19 protein-coding genes and 1 tRNA gene are annotated in these 23,661 nt (G+C 56.2%); 5 read left to right on the top strand and 15 right to left on the bottom strand.

The window, feature by feature from the left end; translation table 11 throughout:
• Positions 1-33 precede the first annotated feature (33 nt).
• The 15 genes from FH603_RS13540 to tgt all read right to left on the bottom strand — a co-directional run bounded on the left by FH603_RS13540 (position 34) and on the right by tgt (position 19,809).
• Positions 34-996, bottom strand: coding sequence for an MraY family glycosyltransferase (locus tag FH603_RS13540; protein ID WP_186738064.1), 963 nt, complete (start codon positions 994-996; stop codon positions 34-36).
• Positions 993-1,910 carry an NAD-dependent epimerase/dehydratase family protein gene (locus FH603_RS13535; RefSeq protein ID WP_186738063.1) on the bottom strand — a complete coding sequence of 306 codons (918 nt, stop codon included), beginning with the start codon at positions 1,908-1,910 and terminating at the stop codon, positions 993-995. The genes FH603_RS13540 and FH603_RS13535 overlap by 4 nt, the downstream gene beginning before the upstream one ends.
• Entirely contained in the window at positions 1,907-3,151 is a 1,245-nt protein-coding gene (locus FH603_RS13530; protein WP_186738062.1) for a glycosyltransferase family 4 protein, read from the bottom strand. Before FH603_RS13530 ends, FH603_RS13535 begins: the two co-directional genes overlap by 4 nt.
• The gene (locus FH603_RS13525) at positions 3,148-4,752 is read right to left on the bottom strand and encodes a heparinase II/III family protein (protein ID WP_186738061.1); all 1,605 of its coding nucleotides are present in this window, start codon (positions 4,750-4,752) and stop codon (positions 3,148-3,150) included. Before FH603_RS13525 ends, FH603_RS13530 begins: the two co-directional genes overlap by 4 nt.
• Entirely contained in the window at positions 4,737-6,914 is a 2,178-nt protein-coding gene (locus tag FH603_RS13520) for a bi-domain-containing oxidoreductase (RefSeq protein ID WP_186738060.1), read from the bottom strand. Before FH603_RS13520 ends, FH603_RS13525 begins: the two co-directional genes overlap by 16 nt.
• 16 nt (positions 6,915-6,930) lie before the next feature.
• Entirely contained in the window at positions 6,931-8,070 is a 1,140-nt protein-coding gene (gene wecB, locus FH603_RS13515) for a non-hydrolyzing UDP-N-acetylglucosamine 2-epimerase (protein ID WP_186738177.1), read from the bottom strand.
• A 38-nt stretch (positions 8,071-8,108) separates the two neighbouring features.
• A complete protein-coding gene (locus FH603_RS13510; protein WP_186738059.1) occupies positions 8,109-8,786 on the bottom strand; it encodes a class I SAM-dependent methyltransferase in 678 nt (225 codons plus the stop codon).
• Positions 8,783-9,940, bottom strand: coding sequence for a glycosyltransferase (locus FH603_RS13505; RefSeq protein ID WP_186738058.1), 1,158 nt, complete (start codon positions 9,938-9,940; stop codon positions 8,783-8,785). The genes FH603_RS13510 and FH603_RS13505 overlap by 4 nt, the downstream gene beginning before the upstream one ends.
• On the bottom strand, positions 9,924-11,276 hold the full coding sequence (locus FH603_RS13500) for a hypothetical protein (RefSeq protein ID WP_186738057.1): 1,353 nt from the start codon (positions 11,274-11,276) through the stop codon (positions 9,924-9,926). The genes FH603_RS13505 and FH603_RS13500 overlap by 17 nt, the downstream gene beginning before the upstream one ends.
• A complete protein-coding gene (locus FH603_RS13495; RefSeq protein ID WP_186738056.1) occupies positions 11,273-12,394 on the bottom strand; it encodes a glycosyltransferase family 4 protein in 1,122 nt (373 codons plus the stop codon). The genes FH603_RS13500 and FH603_RS13495 overlap by 4 nt, the downstream gene beginning before the upstream one ends.
• The gene (locus FH603_RS13490; protein ID WP_186738055.1) at positions 12,391-13,608 is read right to left on the bottom strand and encodes a glycosyltransferase family 4 protein; all 1,218 of its coding nucleotides are present in this window, start codon (positions 13,606-13,608) and stop codon (positions 12,391-12,393) included. Before FH603_RS13490 ends, FH603_RS13495 begins: the two co-directional genes overlap by 4 nt.
• A gap of 53 nt (positions 13,609-13,661) precedes the next feature.
• Entirely contained in the window at positions 13,662-14,954 is a 1,293-nt protein-coding gene (locus FH603_RS13485) for a nucleotide sugar dehydrogenase (protein WP_186738054.1), read from the bottom strand.
• Positions 14,955-15,106: 152 nt separating this feature from the next.
• The gene (locus FH603_RS13480) at positions 15,107-16,198 is read right to left on the bottom strand and encodes a GNVR domain-containing protein (RefSeq protein WP_186738053.1); all 1,092 of its coding nucleotides are present in this window, start codon (positions 16,196-16,198) and stop codon (positions 15,107-15,109) included.
• Positions 16,199-16,217: 19 nt separating this feature from the next.
• Positions 16,218-18,554, bottom strand: a complete 2,337-nt coding sequence (locus tag FH603_RS13475) for an SLBB domain-containing protein (protein ID WP_186738052.1) — start codon at positions 18,552-18,554, stop codon at positions 16,218-16,220.
• A 124-nt stretch (positions 18,555-18,678) separates the two neighbouring features.
• On the bottom strand, positions 18,679-19,809 hold the full coding sequence (gene tgt, locus FH603_RS13470) for a tRNA guanosine(34) transglycosylase Tgt (protein ID WP_186738051.1): 1,131 nt from the start codon (positions 19,807-19,809) through the stop codon (positions 18,679-18,681).
• Between the two features lie 149 nt (positions 19,810-19,958).
• On the opposite strand from tgt, the gene FH603_RS13465 reads away from it, so the two are divergent.
• From FH603_RS13465 to FH603_RS13445, 5 genes are all read left to right on the top strand, one after another.
• Positions 19,959-21,125 (top strand): glycosyltransferase, encoded by a 1,167-nt coding sequence (locus FH603_RS13465; protein ID WP_317171240.1) that lies wholly within the window; start codon positions 19,959-19,961, stop codon positions 21,123-21,125.
• A gap of 77 nt (positions 21,126-21,202) precedes the next feature.
• Entirely contained in the window at positions 21,203-21,832 is a 630-nt protein-coding gene (gene rsmG / locus FH603_RS13460; protein WP_186738049.1) for a 16S rRNA (guanine(527)-N(7))-methyltransferase RsmG, read from the top strand.
• 133 nt (positions 21,833-21,965) lie between these two features.
• Positions 21,966-22,268: a PH domain-containing protein gene (locus FH603_RS13455; protein WP_186738048.1), complete on the top strand. Its 303-nt coding sequence runs from the start codon at positions 21,966-21,968 to the stop codon at positions 22,266-22,268.
• A gap of 158 nt (positions 22,269-22,426) precedes the next feature.
• A tRNA-Asn gene (locus tag FH603_RS13450) sits at positions 22,427-22,500 on the top strand.
• Positions 22,501-22,796: 296 nt separating this feature from the next.
• Positions 22,797-23,582: an HD domain-containing protein gene (locus tag FH603_RS13445; protein WP_186738047.1), complete on the top strand. Its 786-nt coding sequence runs from the start codon at positions 22,797-22,799 to the stop codon at positions 23,580-23,582.
• Positions 23,583-23,661 lie beyond the last annotated feature (79 nt).

The following is a 23,661-nucleotide window of genomic DNA, read 5'->3' as shown; positions in this document are numbered from 1 at the left end:
AGGGAGCTGGTCAACGACTGGCTTCCTGCCCGTTTACTCGTTTAGAGCCCAGCGTCTTAGGCCAACATACAGGCCAGCCAACAAAGCCAGTACACTACCCGCTAGGATACCCTGAGCCTGTAATCCCCAAGTTACAGCGATCACAACTAACCCATTGATGACCAGCTGACACAAGGCATATACGCCCGACACCCGCAAATGAGGCCAGTTTCGCTTGTGAACCAGCAGCTGAAACAGATGCAGCCGGTGTGCCTGAAACACGTTCTGCCGTTTGCAGAGTCGGTATAGAAGGGTCATACCCGTATCTACCCCATAAACGGCTACCAGAAGCATGGGCAGGTAGGTTTGCGTAAGGCTAATCACCTGAACCAGCGAGAACAGAACAGCGAAAGCAAGGGATATACTTCCTACATCGCCCGCAAAACAAATGGCCTGCCGACGGGCATTGACGGTACTGAAAATCAGTAAGGCGATAAAGACGAATGGCAATCCACTACCCGCCATGGGTGACCCCAACTGCTCCTGCCAACTCCAGAGCGTACCCACCGTGACCATACCGTACCAGGCAGTCATACCATTGATACCGTCCATAAAATTCCAGGCGTTCAGCACGCCGACCCCGACGAGGACCAACCCAATAAGTACCCATACGCCATTGGATGTCAGCCCGGTTTCGTACAGCAGTAACGCAATACCCACGGCCTGAGCCGCCAGTCGATAGCGCCGGGAAAGCGGTCGCAGATCGTCCAGAAAGCTCACGGTTGCTACCAGCGTCAGCCCGGCAAAAAAATAGGGATAGGCGAAGCCCGTATAGAAGAACCCACCGGCCCCGGCCAGAAAAAATAAGATGCCGGCCCCGCGAATGGTTGTCAGGTCGTTATGCGCACTACGGGCATTGGGCCTGTCGATTATGCCAAACCACCGCGCCAGCCGCAGGTAACCGGCCTGAGCCACAACGAGGGCCAGTATCGTTATCAGGTAACCCGCCAGACTCATCGGAACAGGTCAAGTACGGGCCGGGGGTTCCAGCCCAGCTGCTGCCGGGCCAACCCGTCGGAAAATGTCAAAGACTGGGTCAGCTTCTGAAGCGCCGGGGTATCGAGCGGGAATCGGCGACCTGCAACCGTGTTTATACCGTCGCCAGCCAGCGCAATCAGGCGCGCTAACGCCAGCGGAACTGCCCGAATCGGTTGCTTGTGGCCAACATACCGGGCTATGGCATTTTCCAGTTCGCTCACACAGGCATGGTACCCGTCCGTTACGTTGAACGTACCCCCAACGCCCGCAGCCCGGTCAATGATAGCGGCAACGTCGTCGGCGCGGACCATGCTCCGGCGAGCGAGCCCATTGCCGATGCGTACGTAATAACCTTGCCGGATGGCATTCATCAGGGCTGCTACATTACCCGTTGGCTGCGCAGACACCACCATCGGCAACCGTAAAATCGTAGCGCGGATACCCGTTCGTTGTGCCCACTCCCGAATGATAAGTTCGGCCTGAATTTTACTTTCCCCGTACGCATCCGTAGCAGCCAGCGGGGTCGTCTCATCCAGCAACTGTCCGTTCAGGCAACCATAAACCAATACTGTACTGAGATGGACAAACGCCCGTGGCCGAACCGGCATCTGCTCCAGCGTGGCCAGCAGTCGAGCAACACCCTGCCTGTTCACGCTGGCATAGTCAGCCCGTTCGGCAGCCGTGCGCGGTATGGCATGCGCTTTCCCGGCAGCATTGACAACATAATCGAATGATAAATGGGCTAACGACGGTAGCGACCCGGTGAGATCGCCTGTCAGGTGGTGTGCACCAACAGGCGTCCGCCCCAGGGTGGTTACGGTATAGTTGCGCGTCAGTTCATTATAAATCTGGCTCCCCACAAATCCAGATGCACCCGTCAGTAAAATATTCATCCTCTTTTGGATTCGAATGTAGCAAATTCGGATGGGATAGGCGGGTTTGTAGCGAGCAGAATGGTCTGCCGGATCTGGCTGGCCAATGCCGACACTAAAACCTGACGCTGAAATTGGGCCCGGAAACGGGAACGTACCTGTGTCCGGTACGTTGTTGTTCGTAGTTGCGCCACCAGATCTACTACATCGCCGGGGGCAAACACGAGACTATTGGGTAGATGTATCCGTACAAAGTCGGCGGCATAGCCCGCTACACCGGCAATAATGGGTTTGTCGGTAGCCCCGTAGTCGAACAGTTTGGAGGGTAACACCCGCGTCAGAGCAGCCAGATCGTTCAAATGCACAAACAGGTAGTCAGCCTCTTGATATGCACCGGCCAGCGCTCTTCGGCTGATGGGAGCCCGTAACTCCACCGTATCGACGCCCTCCTCTTCAATGGCACTTTTCAGTTTATGTATCGCTCCGCCGTCGCCAATAACCACAAATCGGTAACCCTTCCCCAGTTGCCGGGCCGCCTGCGGAATAATGGTATGCAACCCCTGCCCTTCGCCAATGTTTCCGGCATAGAGTATCGTTTTCACCGATGCCGGACCTATCAGGTTTTTTGATGGTGGAATTGCCCTGAATTCCTCATCGATCCCATTGGTATAGTAACTGTAGGTTGCCTGCGGAAAGCGTTTGAAGTAAGAACGGAACCCTTCGGATACCAGGTTGATGTGGGCAGCATATCCAAATGTATACTGCTCCACGAACCAGAGAAAAGGGTTTAACCCAAGAACCGCGAGTAGCTTCGTAAACCATCGATTTCGAAGTATCTCCAGAATCGTTTCGCGAAACAGATCCCGAATGTCCAGAAACAGCGCAACACGCCGTTTACGGGCCAGGCGTGCGCCGAGAAACGCCGTGAATAGCCGCGACGACGATGCCACGACCAGATCATACGACTGGTTTTTCGTTAGTCGCTGAACAGCCCGGTAGTAGGTAAGAAACGATCGGATCTGGTCGATCATCCCACTGGCATGAGCAGGCACCGCGACCCGATCGATCAGCACGTTCCCCTGCTTCTGATGGGCGGCTGCCGCCTGGCTGAACGATTGATAGCGATTTGGCTGCGTTGTCACGACCTGAACAACCCCGCCGGTTTCGAGCTGACGGGCCAGTTCCGTGACGATGGCGGTGTTCCGAAACGAGCCCGCACACAGGTCCGGCTCGAAATAGTACGTCAGGTAAAGAATTTTCATTGGGGAAGTATAAAGACCGTGTTCAGGTAATCGGTAAAGGTAATTTCGATGCAGATCGCTGGCCGACGATGATTAAACCCGTCGGCCAGCTCGTAAGTGGTCAGGTATACTTCCGGGACAGAGGCCGACAAAAACATGATGTCTACCGTTCCACTCACCCGGTTCGGGGCAACCAGGTGGACCAGGGCATCGGGGTGCAGATGAATCCGGGCAACCCCCGTCAGGGGTCGACGGGTCGTCTTTGCCCCGACAAGACGATCGGTCAGGCAAATACGGGCTGGCTCCATCGACCAGCTTCGCTTATGATGGATACCCATATGCCGGTACCCGTCATGACGAGCCGACAACAGGGCCGGCGTATCGATCAGCAGTTGCACCCGCGCCCGGCGCCCGACCCGGAAAGCCGCCCATAGTTCAGACGAATGGGCGGCTCCTACACTCACCGTATTATGCGCAGCCGTACCCCGTTCCCACATCCGGCGTGGTCCGGTTTCGTAAGTAGACGTACCACTATCCACAACTACCGGGCAGTTATCCACATAGAGCACATACGAAAACGTATCGGCATGGGCATGACCGGGCTGGTGGTCGGGTCCCATAGCGCCTACGTCGACAAAGAGTTCGTACCGGGGGGATGTAAATTTTCGAAAGCCGTTGAGTTTGGCCGTTTGTATGGACCGTTCCGGCTTCAGCACCAGGGCCGCTTTCCTCTGGAGTTGAGCCGTTGTTGGTGCCAGATACCAGGCCGCATCGTTCATCATGGGTATATCGCCATTCCGGAATGTAACGGCCTCCAGCCAGGCAATCATCCGGCGAGCGCAGATCTCCAGAAAAGCGACATGCGCCTTATCGCTGTGCCACGAATCATGGCTCAATGCCAGCAGTACGTCGAGCAGTCGGTTGAGCAGAAGCTGGTGGTACACAGGACTTGCTTCCTGATGGCCGCCATCGGCCAGGATCTGGTCGGCCAGTTCGTCCTGGAGGAGTGAGCGAGCGCGTCGGAACCAGCCAGCGTGTCGGAAGTAAAGCGCGGCCAGCAGTAAGGCGAAACCGTTTTCAAGCAGATGATTGCCCGCGAGATGATATTCCAGCCGACGACGCAGTAAGGCCGTCTGAGCGTATAAGTGCTGGTTGATTGGACCATCCTGAATCTGGTGTCTCGACAAAAACCAGATCCAGTTCATAATCCGTAACGATGTTGGATACGACTCCAGACCATCGATCAACCCGGGAGCCTGCATGAATTGTCGAATCAGCCGCAACCCCTCATCCGGCTTTAGCGCCGGCCTATTTACATCAGCCTGATTCAGAAAATCGAAGTAATTCAGGTTATAGGTCCAGAGTTTGCCGTGGCGGGCATAATTCCAGTCGACGACGGGCATATACACCGAGCGGTTCAGGAAGGTGAACGTATCCATCACCCACGAAACGGGTTTATCGGGTTTTGGTGTAACCAGAAAATGGGCGTCAGGAACCGTGGGGGGCAGGCGCAATCGTCCACGGCCGCGAAGTCGGTTCAGCACCTGATAAATCAGTTGCCGCGCGGTCAGGTGCCGCACAGTTCGCCATACCAGACCGATGTGAGTTATACCGGTTCGCATCCAGGTGGTGATAAAGAAGTCACAGCTATACCACCGACCCTGACCCACCGGCTTTCGCGCAGGCTATGCAGGGCGGCCAGCGTGGTCTGCGTCGTATTGATGATCTCGGCAAAGGGAATCAGTGGGGCTACCGACTGCTCATTCCGCAGCTGACCGATCAACTGGCTCATCAGTTCGGCATGGCCTTTATTCTGCCGACCCGACAGGCTCGAAAAACCGTTGAAACCGTAGCCTGTCAGTTTCCTGAAGTTGTCAAGCACCAGCGTCCTGCCCTGCGAATACACCTCTACCCGCTCTTTGGCATACGCCCGATGGCCATTGGCGAAGTAGTTGATAACGCCCGTTGACCCATTGTCATACCGTAGCAGCAGCGAGGCTGAATCGGTCGTCTCTGTCGGATTTTCTCCCATTGCATTCAGGCACACGCTACCCACGCAACGACCGGTGAGGCAGGTGATAAGGTCCACGAAATGGCATACTTCGCCCAGAATACGGCCACCACCGGTCAGGCGGTCGTTTACCCAGGAACCAGCCGGAACAGAACCGGCATTCACCGTTATGACGACGTTCATAGGAATCTCGCCGGATAAGGACCCACCCAGCAATGCCTTCATCTTCTGAACATGGGGTGAAAATCGCCGGTTGAAGCCAACCATCACCATCCGGCCTGATACCTGTTGGGCGTCGATGATAGCGGCCAGTTCACCGTCATGAATGGCCAGTGGTTTTTCCACAAACACATGCTTACCCGCCCGAAGGGCTTCTACCGTCAAACGGGCATGGCTATCGTGGCGTGTGGCAATAACGCACAGGTCTATATCCGGATCGTTGAGTAGCTGAGCATAGTCGGTCGTGCTGCGGGCAACACCAAATTTGCGGGCCAGCAGCGTTGCCTTCAAACCGGTCGCACTGGCAATAATTTTCAGATTTGCACCAGCCGCTTTCAGCGCAGGCAGTAAGGTAGCCCCCATAAAATTACCCGCCCCAATCAGCCCAACCGTGCCTGTGCCGTTTCTATAACGAGCTTCGCCAAACGCAATGACCGGCTGTAAACTGACCGTTTCGGCATAATGCAACATCGACGCAACCGCAGTCGACTGGCTGATGTTGCTGTAGATCGCGTTGAACATCATGAACGGCACAACCTCCGTAATCAGCGAGGCTACGGCAAGCTGGCCAGTCGATAAAAGGCCCAGCACCGTCTGGAAGTTGCGATTTTCTGTCCACCGGACAAAGGGCAGCGGGTAGTCGTGGCCCTGCTGTTCATACGCATCATCGTAACGCCCCGGCCCGTAGGAACAGGAAACCTGAAAGGACAACTCTTTCTCATAAAATTCAGCCCGGTTGAGATTCAGGTCGACCACACCAACCAGTACGATACGGCCCCGCTTCCGGCTCATCCGGGCAGCCTGTGACACTAATTGATCCTGTTTCGCCGATGCCGAAATGATAACCCCATCGGCTCCAACACCATTTGTCAATGAAAAAACCGCTGCTACATCATCCATGACGGTCGGGTTCAGGGTTAGCACACCCCGCTGCCGGGCCAGTTCGAGTCTGGTTTCGTCTATATCCAGACCGATAACGTGGCAGCCGTTTATCCGAAGTAACTCAGCCGTCAGCAGCCCCAGCAACCCCAGGCCAGCAACCACTACGGTTTCGCCGAGCGTTGGGTTCAGGAGCCGGAGACCCTGTAAAGCGATGGCTCCAACGACCGTGAAGGCCGCTTCATCGTCGCTGACGCCCTCAGGAATCAGGGCAACCAGGTTGCGGGGTACACAGACCACCTCGGCATGTGCCCCGTTGGACGTCACACGGTCGCCGATCCGCAGATCGATGACGCCTTCGCCTACCGCCAGCACCGTTCCCACATTACAGTAGCCCAGCGGTATAGGCTGACCCAGCTTACGGAATACCGCTTCTACTGTTGGGATCACCCCATCGGCTCGTATCTTCTCCAGCACCTGCCTCACCTTGTCGGGCTGCTGGCGGGCCTTGGCGATCAGGCTGGCCCGACCAAACTCAACCAGCATCCGTTCTGTCCCAGGCGACACCAGCGACCGGGTTGTACGAATCAGCACCTGCCCCCGACCTACCTGCGGAACAGGAACATCGTCGAGCAGGGTCTCACCGGTTTTCAGGTTTTGTACGAGTTGCTTCATAATTTAAACGAGGAGTTTAAGCTGGCCGGAAACCCTGCCGGGAACAGACGGGCGTCCGTTCATTCAGGAGGATATCAGCAATGCGCCCGGCAGCCCTGCCATCCCAGAGCGGTGGTATGGCGGCTGCTTTGATGCGCCCGGCCAGGATCTCCCCGATGTGGTACCGAACGGTTGCCGGGTTGAGGTCAGCCAGTAATTGGTTGGTACCCAGGTCGACCGTTACGGGTCGCTCCGTGCTGGCCCGCACGGTAAGACAGGGAACTTGCAGAAAGGTAGTTTCCTCCTGAACACCGCCCGAATCGGTGATGACCACGGCCGCATGTTCCATCAGGTTCAGAAATTCCAGATAGCCCTGCGGCTCCAGCACCCGGACTGTCGGTATGGCCATCAGCCGACTCATTAGCCCAAACCGGACCAGATTAGCCTGAGTGCGTGGATGCACCGGAAACACCACCATCTTGTGGGCAGATGCGGCTTCAACAATCTGTACCATATTGACCAACCCTGCTTCATGATCCACGTTGGCAGGGCGATGGGTCGTTACCAGTATGTACTCCCCCGGTATCAGACTCAACCGCCCGACGGTGTCGAGTTCGTTTGCCTGAGGGCGGTACCGTACCAGGGAGTCAATCATGACGTTGCCGACGAACCAGACCTTCTCATCGGGGATACCCTCCCGCCGGAGATTATCCAGCCCCGCCGATTCGGTCACGAATAAGAGGTCCGACAACGTGTCGGTCAGGATCCGGTTCATCTCTTCGGGCATCCGGCGGTCGCCCGACCGAAGGCCTGCTTCCACGTGTGCCACCCGAATACCCCCCTGGGCGGCTGCCAGTCCACAGGCCAGGGTACTCGTCACATCGCCCACCACCACTACCCAGTCGGGCTGTTCGGCCATCAGCACCGCTTCGAATTCAACCAGGATGCGCGCCGTTTGCTGGGTTTGCGTACACGGGCTGGCCGGTCCAGGGCCAAGGCTATAATCAGGCTGAGGCAACGCCAGCTGTTTGAAAAACACATCACTCATGCGGGAATCGGCATGCTGACCCGTATGCACAATTTTCGACTGTATCGCGGGATACGTCAGAAAGGCGCGGTGCAGGGGGGCTACTTTTATGAAGTTGGGCCGGGCTCCAACGATGTTCAGGATTTTCACGACGGGTACAAACGAACTCAGGTGAACGAAAGAATGTGTCATCGTTTCCGATAGACACTAACAAATAAATTATTGACATACGGCGGAGGAAGGATCCACTTCAGCCAACGCGACAACGGATCGTAACTCGAAAAGAAAACGGTTTCGATAACCTCAAACCCAAGGGTAGCCAGTTGCCGATTAAAATCGGCTTCCGTTGAGACGTGACGCAGATGGGCGAAGTATCGAGGATAGCCCGTAATGGCGAAGAACATCCGCTCAACCCGTCGGTACAAACTGATCCGGTTGGGCATGGATACAATCAGCAATCCATTGGTATTCAGCATAGCTTGTGTTTGCTGCAAAACCAGCGCCAGATCGTCTACATATTCGAGCAGACTCGACGCAATGATCACATCCTGCCCGGCGTAAGCAACTGAATCCGGAAGGGGCAAGGATTGTACCACAAAGCAAACCTCATCGGCTGTTTTTTTCTGGTCACACAGCCTGATCATCGCCACCGACCCGTCGATGCCCGTCACCCGACAGCCTTTAGCGGCCAGATACCGGCAGAATACGCCCGATCCGCAGCCAAGGTCCATAACCCGATCGGCCGGCCGGATATACCGATCGAACAACGTCGTCCAGACGCGAACCCGCTCGCCAAATGCCACCGACGATTCATACCGGCGGTCGAACTGAATGGCCATCGCGTCATGGAACTCTATGGCGTTCATTGCGGGCTAGGTCTACTCACGGACGCGTGGGCCAGCGCCCGGATGCTGGCAAGCCCCATATGGGCAATGGCCGTCCAGTCGGGTAAGGTCGCCGACCGTAGCTGCGCCTGCGCTATCGTTTGTTGCAGACGCTCCGGCTGATCAAAACCAAGACAGATCGCATCGACAATGGACGTAGCCGAGAGTGGGTCGAAATAGTACGCACAGGGGCCGCAAACCGTTTCGGCAAAATCCCGGCGCGAGGTGAAGATGGGAACGCCCAGGTGCATCGCATCGGCATAGGTGGCCGAGAACGACTCCAGCAGCGTGGGCAGTACCAGCCCATCGATCTGCTGATGCAGCGACAGGAGACCCGTTGCCGGTACGGTACCAATATTGATGAGCAGATCGGTCAGCTTCTCCTGCCGGATACGATCGAGTAGCCGCCGGGCCTTCCGATGATGCGAGGGGTCGATGGTGAGCAGGATGCGATACGGAAGAGTACGATCCCGGATCAGCTGGGCTACCGCTACCAGTATTTCCATGTTTTTGTGCGCATAATAGCGCGAAAGGCATACCAGATACCGCAAACCGGCCTGCTTCCCGACCGGCAGATCGTAGGGAAGCTGACCCGCCAGCTTTGTATACGCATTGGGTAGTAGCTGAACTTGTGGCCCGGTTGAATACAGGGCCCGGACACGTTCACGCATGGCTTCGGTTTGTACGAGCAATACGGATGCGTAGCGTAGTCGCCGATCAAAAGCGTAATTACGAAGCCGTACCGTGATCACGTCGAGCCAGTCGAGACGGCTCCAGATCTCCCGATCGTTGGGGTAGGCCGGGTGCGGGTAGTGGAGTAATACAAGCTGCGGCAGGGAGGTGGGCGTAGCCAGGTTGCCCATGGTGAAGACGACATGCGGGCTGAGCCTTCTAAGGAGGGACGGCAGCCAGACATAATCGGTGAAAAGCCGGGCCAGCCAGGAGGTGGCCCCGTCCGGCAACCAGATCAGGTGCATGGCCGGTGTTGCCAGCTCTTCGTACCCACAATGGCGTGGAGCCGCTACGTAGATTGTCAGGTCGGCGGGCTGGCACTCGTTCAGCCCCTTCAGAAAATTGAGCGCCACGCTGAGCCCGCCCGCCGACGACAGGTTGATGGCATTAATGAACAGCTTCATGCAAAGGGTGAATCGTTGATTGAGGTTCAGCGGCCTTCCGGATACGGCTGCCGATTAGCCAGAGTGGAATGAACAGATACACAAAGTGGTCGACAAACTGGGGGAAGTAGCCGCGCGTGATGAACTGGAACAGGGCCAGTGAGAACCCAACCTGCCCCAAAAACCCAAGGGGTACCCTGCCGGGATTTCGGCGAATAGCCGTACTGATCCACCAGCCCATCAGGCCGGGAAGTACCACAAAACCCATCCAGCCGAAGCCCGCGTAAAATGCGCCGTAATGCAGGCTGGCCTCGCCAATACGTGCCCACGTAACGGGCAGCTCCAGCGATTTATCGAGCACATCGATAAACGGCGATGGATAAGGTTTCTCACCGCCCGGAAACAGGTGGCGAGGTACGATCTGAACGACCACATAGCCAAACATGGACAGTCCGTAATCATGAGCCGTTTCAGGATTTTCGGCATAATAGCGCAGCAGGTTGAAGTCGGCCAGAGAACCCCGCGTCTGTTCCAGCAATACAGCGTAGTCATACGCCACAGGATTGAGTCGAATTCGGTCGTAAAGCCCCGTGATCACGAACCAGCGGTTATAGGTGATCATCAGCAGAAAATAAATCAGCGTTACACTGACCCAGGCCCATCGCCAGCCGTTGATGCGCCTGCCCGGCCGAAAGAGGTAGACCAGCAGCAGCCCCAATACCGTCAGGATTAACCGGTACCGAAAGCCAAGCAGTGCGAACAGGACAAAAGCAGGCACCACCAGGGCGATCAGACGGCTTCGCCTGCCGCCGAGATAGGCGTATAAAACAAGGGTCGTGATGATCGAGTCCGCGAACGCCCTGAAATAGTAGGTGTTCGAGACCGACGGAGCCGAAAACAGGGCCTGCTCCGACGTTCCCAGGAACACATCGACCAGGCTAACCCCACTCAGGCGTATGTCGACGAGCACAATCGCCATGAACAACCCGTACAGGAGCACGACGAACCGACGCAACGCAGGCAGACAGGAGGCCGGCAAAACCTGCGAAACGGTCTCCTCCGGTTTGTGATGGGCCACAAACCCACCCACAAAACACAGGTTGGCGACCATGTAGGCAAACAGGCCGGTTTCGTAATAAGCGGCTATATTTTTGCCCACATACCGAAAGTAGCCAGCGTCGCCGGTAACCGTTTCCCGACCCATCAGGTAAAAGCAAACGGGTGTGAGCAGGCAATAAACCGACAGCAGTGCCAGGCACATAGCAAAGGGAATGACCGTCCGGAGACCCACCCGCCAGGCATAACGCGCCCCCCACAGCAGGGCCAGACCATTGACAAGAGCGTAGAGCCAGATCATGCCGCCAGATCGTTTAAGATGGTTTGGTAAACCCGGGCAGCGTAGTAGCTGGCACTGGTCAACGACCGAAACGAGCGGTTGTAACAGGCCTGCCGCCGACGCAGGTCTGCATCGTCGACCAGACGGCGCATGGAGCTGGCAAACGCGTCAGTATCGTCGGGCGAACACAGAAGGCCGTTGACGCTTTCCTGTATCCAGGAGCGGGCTGCGCCTACCGTGTTGCTGCTGATGATGGGCAACCCGGCGGCAATGGCTTCGTTGATAACCACGCCCCAGCCATCGTAGCGAGAGGCCAATACAAAGATATCGGCACAGGCGAAGTGCCGGGGTAAGGTATCGGCGGTACAGAAACCGAGAAATTCGATCCGCGGATCGCCGGCCGCCAGCCGATGCAACGTCGGCCCTTCCGGTCCTTCGCCCGCGATCCGGAGTCGCAGGTGCGCATAATAGCTGCGATCCAGTTGCCGGAACGCCCGAATCAGCGTATCCATGCCTTTCCGGGGAATCAGGGCACCCGCCGAAAACAACACCAGCGGGCGATCTGGACCGCTGCGCTCAACGGAAGCAGGCCGTTCCCGAAACGTATCGGGTTGCAGGGCGTAGGCAACTACCGTCCTGGGAAGGCTTACGCCAAAGGCGGCATAGGTATCGGCGGCTTCCTGCCCGACCGCAAACACCCGAACACAGGTATAGTCAACCAGTTGGAGCAGCAGTCGTTTAACGGTTGTTTTCATACCCGATGAGGGCCTGAGCCGTTCACCGAAAAAGGCTTGTTTAGCGCCCCGCCATCGGGTCATGAGCAGAACAGCCAGGGTATTGGGCACCCAGTATCCGCCACTGACAATGACATAACAGGCCTGATCGCGCCGGAGAGTACCAAATATCGACCAGCTAAAATGCCAGTCGACCAGCCACCGCTGGACGAAGCGGGCCATCCGGCTATCCCGCAGGTAAACGGCCTGATAACCGGCCGGCCGACCCTCAGCGACCCACTGCCGCCCCCGTTCAGTAGGGGCATAATAAACAACGGTCAGGTCGACATGAGCGGCCAGAGCCTCGAAAAAATCGGTCTGATAGGGCGTGGGTATATTCGTGTAAAATGTAAGTTTCTGTTTCATTGCCCGGCCCGTAGATAATGGATAAGCCGGGCCGCATAAGCTTCTATACGAGCTTCGCGGGCTGTTTTCAGCGCCTGTCCCGCCATAGCCAGCCGCACCGGCTCGTCGCTGGCCAGCTGGTCGATGGCCGATACGATAGCCGACACCTTGCCCGCCGGCACGATGAATCCTTCGCGCCCGTGCTCGATCAGCGAACCCGTACTGGCCGTGACAATCTGCGGCAAGCCCTGTTGCAGCGCTTCATAGGTTACCGTTGCCGACCCTTCACAAACGGAGGGCAGCAGGCAGACATCGGCCCGGCAATAGTAGTCGGCGACCTGATAGCGGGGTACGACACCAACCAGTTCGACATGCTGGCGCAGCTGGTCCACGACCAGTTGGGGAGCCCTGCTATAATCGCCAACGAGGCAGAATTTGGCCCGTCCCCGCAGCTGACGGGCGGCTTCCAGCGTGTACATACACCCTTTGCGAAGGTCTACACTTCCCACGACCAGCACCCGCAACGAACCGTGTGGACTTCGGCGGGGGCGTGGCCTATCCAGTACGGGTCCACCTTCGACACCGTAGGGAACAAGGTGCGTCTGGTTGGGACGCAGGGTATGCTGCTGGACAAACGTGGAGCCACAGATCAGTTCATCGGCCAGTTGCTGCTCAGCTTCTTCGCGCTCGGCATAGGCGTCGGAATACGGCCCGAACAGACCACCCTCCTGCCAGACAGGAAACCGCTTCTGCTCCTGACGGATCAGTTCGCGCTCGACACGATGATTGACGATGGTCTGCTCATGAATGGTTCGCATACCGTTTTCTTTCGCAAAACGGATCAGTTCCAGCCCCGCAGAGTTAAACGTATACAGGGTATCGGGTAAGGGCCGTTTCTGCAAATGGCGTATGATCTGGTGATTGAAATAGCGACCGCCATCAATGAAATGCATCAACCGTTCTTCCTGCGTCCGGCTGCGATGTTGGCGGTAGGGATACGTCAGTCCAAAAGAAGGAAAGTGGACTACCTTCCGGGAGGGCAGTAACGGATGATGGCGCGTTGTGAGTCTATGCAGGGGTAACCGATCCAGCCCCGGCACATACCCAAGCCAGTTGAACGGCACGTTACCGCTATAAAAATCAGTGTAGCAGGTGTGCAGGAGATCGTACTGCGCAGCAATGCGGGGTACGGCGTAATTCATTCGGGCACCCAGCTGAGCAACAGCGACGGTCATAGCATTCGGCGGTGGAATGCTCTATAGACGGTAAGCGGCAGGCGGGTAACGGGTCACAGGCGCCAGTAATCTACGCCATCTTCGGCGTTTACGGTATACAGCCCTTTGAGATCCAGCAGAATCGGGCTGCCGTTCATCAGCGTCTTGAAATACGGCAGGTCGAGCGCCCGGTATTCGTCATGCCCCACGGCCACGATAACAGCATCGTAGTCGCTGGCAGGTTCATCCATCAAGGTTAGCCGGTATGCCTGGGCCACCTCGTTCGGCGACGCGTGCGGATCGACCAGGTGTACGTTGATGGAGTAGTTCATCAGCTCACGCACCAGATCGGCCACTTTCGAATTGCGGATATCGGCTATATTCTCTTTGAAGGTCAGGCCCATGACCAGCACTTTCGTCTGGCTCGGATTTTTGGCCGTTTGCAGTAGCTTTTGCAGCAGTTTGGTGGCGATGAAGGCGGGCATTCCGTCGTTGATACGCCGACCGGAGTGGATCACCTGTGGGTCGTAGCCCAGTTGCCGTGATTTATAAAGCAGGTAATACGGGTCGATCCCGATGCAATGGCCACCGACCAGACCGGGAGTGAACGGCAAAAAATTCCACTTCGTCGCGGCTGCTTTCAACACCTCCTGCGTATCGACGCCCATCTTGTCGAACATAATGGCCAGTTCGTTCATGAGCGAGATATTCAGGTCGCGCTGCGTGTTTTCAATGACCTTGGCCGCTTCGGCCACTTTAATGGTTGGGGCCGTATAGATACCGGCGGTAATGATGCTGCCATACACATCGGCGATTGTCCGGGCAGCTTCGGGATCGCTGCCCGACACAATTTTGAGGATGGTTGTCAGCGTCCGGACCTTGTCGCCGGGGTTGATGCGTTCCGGCGAGTAACCGATCTTGAAATCGGTACCCAGCGTTAGCCCGGCATAATGTTCCAGCAGGGGCAAACAATCCCCCTCGGTACAGCCCGGATAAACGGTCGACTCATAAACGACGTAATCGCCCTGTTTAAGCGCCCGTCCAACTGCTTCGGAGGCCTGTTGCAGGGGTTTCAGATCGGGCACTTTGTAATCGTCGACGGGCGTCGGTACGGCTATTACAAAAAAATGCGCCTGCCGCAAATCGGCGGGGTCGGCGGTGAACGTGATGTCGGCGTTGGCGAAGGCGTCGGGCGTCATCTGACGCGACGGGTCTTCAGCCCGCTGCATCATAGCTACCCGGTCGGCCTGTATGTCGTAGCCAATGACCCGAAACTGTCGGGCAAATTCGAGCGCCAGTGGCAACCCGACATAGCCCAGCCCCAGGACGGCAATTACTTTTTCTTTAGTGCGTAGTGCATTGAGCATTCGATGACTCTCTCTATGGTGTCCCTTTTTATAAACAACACCTGTTTTTTCCTGGTGTTGTTTCAGGGGGAGTGGCGTGGTGGCGGGTTTGACCGGGCTGGCGCTCCAGAACCCGACACCACATTCTCCACTCCCCTACACTTCTCATCTCATCAGGCCACCATGGCCTGCAATCGGCCAACGGCATCGATCTGGCGTGCCAGCAGGTAAATGACCCCCACGAAGCAGCCAGCCAGCATCCACAGGAACACAAGCAGCGTTCGCCGGGGCGAGACCCGTTCCAGCGGTATCTGTACCGGCTCCAGTACCTTGAAAACGGGCGTCCGTTCCTGTACCTTGATGGTAGCCTGTTCAAACTGCCTCGCCAACTCTGTATACACCGTCTGGGCAATGGTCAGTTCAGCTTCCAGGCGTTGTTTTTCCATGGTAGCCGTCTGCACTACCTGATATTTGTGGCGGTCGTTGTACTGGAAAACGTTAAACTGCGCCGTTTCATACCGACGGCGGGCTTCGGTTAACCGCTGCGTATAAAAACGCAGGTCGAGTCGGGCTTTTTCCGTGCGGTAGTTAGTCACATACCGGGTAAGGTAATCCAGCGCCCGCTGAGCCACCACAGCCGCCACCCGAGCATCGGGCATGGTAGCCGAAATACCAATTACGCCCGATCGGGTATCGAGCCGGGCAGTCACCCGCTCGCCAATCTCCCTGACCAGTTCCTGCTGCCAGCCAGACAGGTGTAACGGCTGGCCAGCCTGCGGTTTACGTTGGACATTGCGGCTTTCTTTATCGGTTCCGAACCAGGCCGCCAATGACCAGCCGCTGTCCGGTTCGGGTGCCAGAAACTGGCCCAGTGTCATTCGCTGGCCCTTGCCGGTTGTTACTGACTGGTCGACCAGGTACAGCATGAACGGGGTACTTTGCAACACACTGGGATACAGATCCGGCCGGATAGCGTCGGCTGCTTCGTTGTCGTCTATGTCGATACCGCCCAATCCCGCTACCGACGCCAGCCGCTTGAAGAGGTCGCCCTGTCCACCCGCCAGTTCGGGCATGATGCGGCCCTCAGCCCTGAATTCGGGCTGAATGACTAGCGCTATGCCAACACCTGCGCCCGCAAACAAAGCGATCGTGTACAGCAGCAGGGCCCGCCCCTGCCAGACGAGCCGAACCAGTTTTTCTGCCGTGAAGTCAGACCAGTGGAGGGGCTTTACCCGTGTAGCCGCAGGCGCTGTTGTCGTGTTCATTTTTGTTCGTAATGGCTGGTTATAAAGCTGTTACCGCCCGCAGTGCCGTTACCAGCAAAGCCGACGCCGACACGATCACGGTCAACACCGTAATCCGTTCCGATGCTGACAGGCGGGGCTGGTCTTTGGATCGTTTCGCCGGCACAACGATGTCCATGCCCCGCTCAGGTCTGGGAAACGCAGGCACCCAGCACCATGACCGGGTACGCCGGATTTTTCCGCTGGCAGCCACGGCATAAATCTTCCGCTTCATGGCCTTACTCGTAAACCCGCCCGCTTCATCGATATAATCACGCAGCGATTTCGATGGCTCGAAGGCCACCGTGGCAGGGTTCAGCACCTCGCCCTGAATCCGGATCAGTTCCGGCCGCCGTGGAATGGTCAGTACGTCGCCGTCCTGCAACAGCAGATTTCCGGCCAACGCCGGATCGTCAAGAATTGTATTCAGATCGACCGAGACGCGTTCGCCCTGGCGCATGAAGCGGGCCGCCGACGGGTAGGCTTCGGACGAGAGACCACCGGCGCGGGCGATGAGGTCACTGATCCTGTCGCTTTTGGCACGAATGGCGTAGGGGCCCGGATAAAGGACCTCACCCGCCAGCATGGCCCCCTGCTGGGTTTCGTAGCGGGGCGAAGCCCGGACATAAACCTGATCGAAGGGCTGAAGCGTTAGCCGGGCATCGATTGGACGGAGCCGCAAATCCCGGTCAATGGCGAACGACAGCAGCCGGATTGTCTGATCGGCGGTCAGTCCCGCCGTGTCGTTCCGGATACGGCGGGCAATTTCCATCCGCGATGCGATAGCCGCATCCGTAAACCCACCCGCCAGCAGCACCAGGCTGGCCACCGTCATACTATCAGTAAACGCGAACGTTCCGCCCCGGTTGACAGCCCCCAGCACAGACACCGTGCGTTGTTCGCGCAGGTCGTTGAGCGCACTGATCTGCACCCGGTCGTTGGGCCGCAGGGGCACGTCGGGCTGTTCCTGACGCATGACCTTGCCGAGGTCTACCGATATAAGTTCGGGGTCAATGTTTTCGCGCAGCCGGTGAATAGTAGCCCGGTTCAGGAAGGCATCCTCCCGCAGGCCTTCGGCCGTGCGCACCAGCTGACGCAGGGTCAGGTTCTTCAGGTGTTCATACGTGCCCGGCCGAAACACAGCCCCTTCGATACTGACCTTGTTGTCGATACGATCCAGAATAGCCCCAACCAGGTATCGGTCGCCCGCCTGCGGTATAAACTCAGGCAACACGGCTGTCGGGATGGTGATGAGTTGCTGCTCCGTCGGGGTGTTCCGGCGCAGGCTGATCGACGCGGTATACGCCCGGTCGGAGAAGCCCCCGCTAAAGGCCAGTACAGTCTGGATCGTCTCGCCCGGCCGCACTTCATACAAGCCCGGCTGTTTCACCTCGCCCGCCAGCTCGATTCGGGTACGGTAATGATCGACGAAAATAACGTCCTGATCGTTTAGCCGGATGTTGTCTTTCTGATCGGCCCGAAGCAGGAAATCGTACATATCGAGTCGGCGCACCAGCCGGTTGTTGCGGTAGACCCGCACATCGCGGAACGACCCCCGCTCCGGCATCGGCCCGCCCGATGCGTACAGCGCGTTGAAAACCGTTGCCAGCGAAGACAGCGTATAGGTCCCCGGCCTGACAACCTGACCCAGCATCGTCACCTTGATACTGCGTACGCTGCCGAGCGTCACCTGCGCCATAACACCCCCGCCAGCGGCATTCAATCCCTGGTATAAGGTTTTCAGCCGACCAACGATGCGCTGCTCAGCCTGTTCAATGGTGAGGCCACTCACCTGAATCGGGCTCAGGTTTTCGACGCGGATGCTTCCCTCGGGGCTAACCCTGGGGCGGTAGGTCTGTTGTGCGTTTCCGTATACATCGATGATGAGTTCGTCGTCCGGCCCGACAATATAATGACGGGGGGTAGCTATGCGCAGATCCGGCTCGAACGTCAGGCTGGCGTTACTGAAGAGGGAGGCCCCGAATACGGCAGAAGGAGGCTGTGGAGCGGGCGGAGCCGGGGTGGGTGGTTGCTCCCTGACCACGCTGGTCCGGGCCGCTGCCGCAGCAGCCGGTTTAGCCGCTCCGCCAACAAGGGTACCAACCCGCTGCCGAACCTTCTCGATATCGACCGCCGGGAAGCCGCGCGTCCTGGCCAGCGCTTCGATCTGTACATCGGTCATACCACCAGCCTGCGCCTGCCGGACAAATTCCTTTAATTGAGCATCGGTAAGTGTTTCGACGGACTGAGCATGAGTCAGTTGTGTCCATAGGAAGCAGGCGAGCAGTAGCCGTATAGCCAGCGCTGAAGGCTGGAAAGCGTATCGTTCAATTGACATCACAGCACGTAAAGGCAGTTACGGTATTTGCCTTGAGACGCACGCTGGCGGTGAATGTCTTGTTGCCTTACCAAAAATACTGGTCCGTTAGGGGCCTCTGAACGCCACCCCTAACGGACTACGCTTACATACGCTGCATGAGCCGCACGACCATTTCATCTTTCCACGAGACGAAATCCCCCGCCGTGATATGAGCGCGGGCCTGACGCACCAGCCATAGGTAGAAGGTCAGATTGTGGAGGCTGGCGATCTGCCCGCCCAGCAATTCTTCCGCCTTGAAGAGGTGGCGCAGGTAGGCTTTGGAATAGAACGTGCTGGCATATCCGCCCAGCTCCGCATCGATGGGACTGAAATCGCGGCTCCATTTTTCGTTCTTGATGTTCATGATCCCCTGGGTCGTAAACAGCAAACCGTGGCGGGCGTTACGGGTAGGCATCACGCAGTCGAACATGTCGACACCCCGCGCAATGGCCTCCAGAATGTTGGCAGGTGTTCCCACGCCCATCAGGTAGCGGGGTTTGTCGGCTGGCAGAATATCGTTCACCAGTTCGATCATGGCATACATCTCCTCCGCTGGTTCGCCTACCGCCAACCCGCCGATGGCATTACCGGGTCGCTCTTTCGACGCGATCACCTCGGCCGACTGGCGACGCAGATCCGGGTAGGTGCTACCCTGCACGATAGGAAACAGCGTCTGCTCATAACCATATAACCCCTCGGTGCTGTCGAAACGGCCGATACAGCGGTCGAGCCAGCGGTGGGTCATTTCCATCGATTTCCGGGCGTATTCATAATCGCAGGGATAGGGCGTACATTCATCGAAGGCCATCATGATATCGGCACCGATGATCCGCTGAATATCCATGACACCCTCCGGCGAGAAGTGGTGGCCCGACCCGTCGATATGCGACTTGAAGGTGACGCCTTCTTCTTTGATCTTACGGGTATTGGACAGCGAATAGACCTGATACCCGCCCGAGTCGGTAAGGATGGGGCGTTTCCAGCCATTGAAGCCATGTAGCCCACCAGCCGCCTTCATCACATCGAGGCCCGGCCGCAGGTAGAGGTGATAGGTATTTCCCAGAATAATTTCAGCATCGATATCGGTTTCCAGCTCGCGCTGGTGAACAGCCTTTACGGTCCCGGCCGTGCCAACGGGCATGAATATAGGCGTTTGAATAGGCCCGTGATCGGTTGTCAGCGTACCCGTCCGGGCATTGGACTGCAGATCGTGGGCAGTAATTGAGAATGTCATGCTGCAAAGATAAGGGGGAAGGTGAGAACGGAGAAGGGAGGAGGTACAGGAAAGGGGTGCTGACGCCCGCTCCTCCCCTCCTGCCTTTCCTGCCTTTTGTTTACCTTTGCGCTTACCATCCACCTAACGAGCACATCTCTCCTCTCTTTGTGATTACAGTACTTCTGATAAGCTGGCTGATCGTGGTCGGCATTCAGCTTTTATACGTCCTCTTTATATTTTCCAGAACCGCTTTTTCCCCGCAGCCCGCAGTGCCTGCCCCCGATTCGAAACGCCCCGTTACCATCATCGTCTGCGCCCATAACGAACGGGAAAACCTGACCGAATTACTGCCACTGCTCCAGGCCCAGCAGTACCCCGTTTTTGAGATACTGGTCATGGACGACCGCTCCACCGACGGTACCCAGGCGTATCTGGAAAACGGCCTGACCGATCTCTCCCGTGTCCGGTTTATCCGGATCGACAAGGAACATGGGCACGTTACACCCAAAAAGTACGCGCTGACAATTGCGCTCAAAAAAGCGACCTACCCGACCGTTCTGCTCACCGACGCCGACTGCCGCCCGGCCTCGGCCAACTGGCTGGCGGGCATGGCAGATCCCCTGGCCGACACCGACAGGGAGATCGTCCTGGGCTTCTCCCCCTACGAATACCGGCCCGGCCTGCTCAACCTGCTTATCCGCTCCGAAACGTTGTTCACCGCCGTGCAGTACCTGTCGCTGGCGCTGGCCGGTCGACCCTACATGGGCGTGGGCCGCAACCTCGCTTACCGAACCAGCACGTTCTTTGCCAACAAAGGATTTTATACCCATAAGAATGTGCTGGGTGGTGACGACGACCTGTTCATCAACGAAGTGGCAACCGGCCGCAATACCGCCGTTTGCCTCGATCCGGAAACGTTTACCTGGTCGAAACCCAAAGAAACCTGGGCCGACTGGCGCATTCAGAAACGGCGACACCTCAACGTGGGCAAATACTACACCACTGGTAATAAATTCCGGCTCGGTCTGCTAACCGGCTCCCACGTCCTGACCTGGGTGCTGGGCCTGGCCGTTGGCCTGCTGGTTTTGGTGATGGAACTGACCGCCCATTCGTTTACCCAAACCGAATGGTTACTTTTGCTGAGCGCAACGGGGGTCTTCGGGTGTCGGCTGCTGGCGTTCTGGGGCATCGTCGGGCGAATCAGCCATCGGCTGGCCCATACCGTTCACTGGCTGCTGATGCCGGTTATGGACGGGATGCTGGCCCTGTATTACGGGCTGGCTGGCATCAAAACGCTCTTCCGCCAACGCAACAAACGCTACTACTGGCGGTAACGCCCGTAACTCATGGCACGCAGCCAGCCCGAACGGTTCCATTAATGCCCCGTGCATCAACCAGTCCAGCTTAGTGAATGAATATCGATCTGCTTCTTAAATATTTCCCCAACCTGACCGCCGAACAGCAGGAACGCTTTGCCGCGCTCGACGGGCTCTACCGCGACTGGAACGCGAAGATCAACGTCATCTCCCGGCAGGACATCGACGCCCTCTACGAGAAGCACATCCTGCACTCGCTGGGGATTGCCAAAGTGGTGCAGTTCAAAGCCGGCACCGAAGTGCTGGACGTAGGCACCGGGGGCGGCTTTCCGGGTATCCCGCTGGCCATCCTGTTCCCCATGGCCGATTTTCACCTGGTCGACAGCATCGGCAAGAAGATCAAGGTCGTGCAGGAAGTATCCGACGCGCTGGGGCTGACCAACGTCAAAGCCGAACAGGCCCGCGTGGAGCAGTTGACGACGACCTATGATTTTGTGGTAAGCCGGGCCGTTACCCGATTGAAACCGTTTCTGGGCTGGATGCGCTACAAGATTCACAAAAGCGGCAACAACGACCGCCCCAACGGTGTTCTGTACCTCAAAGGGGGCGATCTGGCCGAAGAACTGGCCGAAGTCCCGGACCGCTACCGCGTCTATGACCTCTCGGACTATTTTGATGAACCCTTTTTCGACACTAAAAAAGTAATTTACATACCCAAGAAGTAGTTGGTCAGTCAATCAGTTAGTGAGTCGGTCAGTCGGTGAGTTAGTCAGTCGATCAGCAGTAACCAACTAACTAACTCACCGACTCACTAACTAATCAACTAATCAACTGACCAACTCCCTAACTAAACACCCCATGGCAGAAAAATTCCATTCCAGCAGCTTCAAAGACCCTATCAACCGCGACGAGGTTGAGTTCACCGACAAGGGTGTTACGTTCCGTGTGCGCAAACTGATTGGCGGTACTGATAACTTCGTTTTCTACTCCGACATCTCGGGTGTTGAGATCGACAACGGCCTGTTTTTCTCCACGGTACGCATCATTCCCCGCGCCCGGCCCGAGATTGTGATCAACAATTTCACGAAAGGCGACGCCCGCCGGATTAAAGAACTGATTTTACAAAACGTGCCCAACAACCGGCCCGACATGCTGCGTTAAGCTGATTAGCAATCGGTTACCGTGCCGGGATGCGGCCGACATTGCTGGAAAGCGGCCATTGTAGCGCCCCATCCGGGTTTCGGCATTAATTTTTTCCGGGCCAGTACTTGCACCGTAATCGCTGAGGTGCTACTTTTGCACCACAATAATCGACACACTCCCGAATAGCTCAGTCGGTTAGAGCATCTGACTGTTAATCAGAGGGTCGCTGGTTCGAGCCCAGCTTCGGGAGCATTTATAATCAAGCACTTAGCAGAAATGTTAGGTGCTTTTTTTGTGCGTTGTGCAATGAATTTAATATCAGTAGCCCATGATACTCTCTATGTGGCAAAAATAGCCTACATAGTGAGTATTATGGGCTACTGATATTCTTATACATACTCTGGCATGGTTGTTCTAGTTGAAGGTTTAAATTATGCCCAATATTTTTCGTTAGATAAATTATAGCTGGAAAATATTATTAAAGTTTCATTTGTTTGTACCTTGACAAGGTTGTTACACCGTAAGACTTATTAAAACAATCCTCTTTTGAAAACTGTATACTATCCACATTCGTTAAGAGATTCTGTTCATGGTAACATTCGGCTTACTGACGAAGAGTTTGCTATCATCAACCATTCTCTGTTTTTTAGACTTCATCACATTCGCCAGAATAGCCTTTTATATTTTATATTTCCATGTGCTTCACACACAAGGTTTGAGCACAGCCTTGGTGTTGTTCACATAGTAGACATGATATACGAAAGTCTGCTAAGGAACTCTCAAAGGGCTGTCGAAAAAGATGCAATTAGCACAAAAGAAAACTCCCTGAAAAATGTTGGCAAAGCTGTACCTTTCCATGAATTGGACCAAAAAATAATTGATGATTTACTAAGAATAGCTCGAATTGCTGCTTTGGTTCATGATGTAGGCCATGGACCTTTTTCCCATACTTTTGATAAATTCGCCCCACTTTGTAAGCAGATTGCGAAAATCATCCGAGAAGATCCAAAGCTTAATCAAATAATTCAGTTAGCAGATTTATTGGATGGGTCTTCTAAGCTCAAAGTCGAACATGAACAAATGTCTTGCGTTCTATTCGCTATTATTTGGGATGAAATATTGGGTTCGGTTACTAAAAAAGATGGCAACTATTTTGAGCATGACAAATTACCGTTAATTGTAGCCGCAGTGATATTAGGCCAGCCAAGCCTTTGTCCGAATGCTGATCTTATACTAAATCAGATTGATGATGACGTATTTTTGATGTACGGAAAACAACTTAACGCGATGACTTTGCCTGAATCAGCAAATAAGTCTTCTACAATCGCTTGAATTCGAGCTTGTGCCTCTGTCAAACTCGAAAATACCCGATGTTTTAATTGCTGACGAACGGATTTAAACACACGCTCGA

It is taken from the genome of Spirosoma utsteinense, from assembly GCF_014282275.1.
Lineage (GTDB): Bacteria > Bacteroidota > Bacteroidia > Cytophagales > Spirosomataceae > Spirosoma > Spirosoma utsteinense.
The sequence above is the reverse complement of the archived record's forward strand: the minus strand, read 5'-3'. Positions and strand labels throughout refer to the sequence as shown.